General features: G+C 51.5%; 2 protein-coding genes. One reads left to right on the top strand and one right to left on the bottom strand.

Annotation, left to right across the window (positions count from 1 at the left end; genetic code table 11):
* Nucleotides 1-157: 157 nt before the first annotated feature.
* Nucleotides 158-430: a hypothetical protein gene (locus tag OKC30_RS20935; RefSeq protein WP_270666868.1), complete on the top strand. Its 273-nt coding sequence runs from the start codon at nt 158-160 to the stop codon at nt 428-430.
* A 44-nt stretch (nt 431-474) separates the two neighbouring features.
* Here the strand turns inward: OKC30_RS20935 and OKC30_RS20930 are convergent.
* On the bottom strand, nt 475-1,195 hold a 721-nt coding region (locus OKC30_RS20930), incomplete at its 5' end, for an HDIG domain-containing metalloprotein (RefSeq protein WP_270666869.1).

Genomic DNA, 1,195 nt, shown 5'->3' with positions numbered 1-1,195 from the left:
AGAGAGTAATAGATCAGAACGGCCGATCGCCGTCAAGCACTGAAAATAGCAAAATCAGGTGCGGAATGACGGTTTGATCCGTAGTCCAAGTAGTAGGCGTGTCATACAGTTTTTGACCCTATGTGGAGCTCTGGGTTTTAAGGCGCGTCATATTCAGTTGACGCTGCAGTTACCCGGTGCAGATGTCATGCAAAAAACGCATATCTTGGGGCAATGGAATGGCTTGCTACAATGCGCTGGTCTTGCTGGTGTGCCGATAGAGGAGGGAAAGCAGCAAGACTGGCCATATTTGCCCAAGCATGATGGTTTAGGGGTCATGGAAGTGCGTCTGCTCAATAGTAAGCTGGGGGGGCGGGGACGCAGACAACGGGCATTTTTGTCGATGATGCAGCTCATGCTCATTCTGTCTGCAACCTTGAAGCCTCTGTAATCACTGGCCTGCAAGAATCAGTACTGCCCCGGGGAGCTGGCGGATCATGTCGGGAGTCTCCTGAGCATGCGGTTCCCATGCTTGATGAAACGAAAATGTGCCGGTTTATCCTCAAACAGCATGTGCGAACGGGCCGATTGGCATGAGTTGTGGTCAGCATTCCTCAATATGCCCTCAATGGCATATTGTTCGCTCCGATGCTTGGAATATGGAGCCAACATGCTTGATAGCATACGGTGACAATCCCAATCCTCACGCGCTAATTCCTCCATGGGGGCGGCAAGCAACGCAAAATTCAAGCATTCGTGTGCACCTGTTTGGTAGCTATGGATCCCAGCTTCTGTTTGGCTATAGATCTTGCCCAGGTCATGGAACAAGCCAGCAACAAGTGCCAGCTGACACTCCTTGGTCGGATGATGCAAGCGCAATGCATTGCTATATGCCAATTCAGCCACCTCGAGACTGTGGACCAACAGACCGTGAGGGAAGGCATGATGATCCTGGTAACTGGCCGGCATGGTAATGAAGGCGTTAAATTGCTCGGGGTGTGTCGACCAGTAGGAGACAAACCGATGCAGGCAAGGATCGGTGATAAAACCCAGTAACCCAACGAATCGAGTCAGTAGCGGCAAGCGGCCTTTGTTGAGTCGGCTGATAGCGTTGGAATACAGTTCATAGCTGATCATGGCGGCCTTGTTGCACAATTCCAAAGCAGGACAGCAGTCTCTCAGGCGCCGATTTCGCTCAGTTGACCTGTTGTCGTAC

It is taken from the genome of Aeromonas sp. QDB18, assembly GCF_027705325.1.
Classification (GTDB): domain Bacteria; phylum Pseudomonadota; class Gammaproteobacteria; order Enterobacterales; family Aeromonadaceae; genus Aeromonas; species Aeromonas caviae.
Note: the sequence above shows the minus strand (reverse complement) of the source record. Positions and strands in the feature narration are given on the sequence as shown.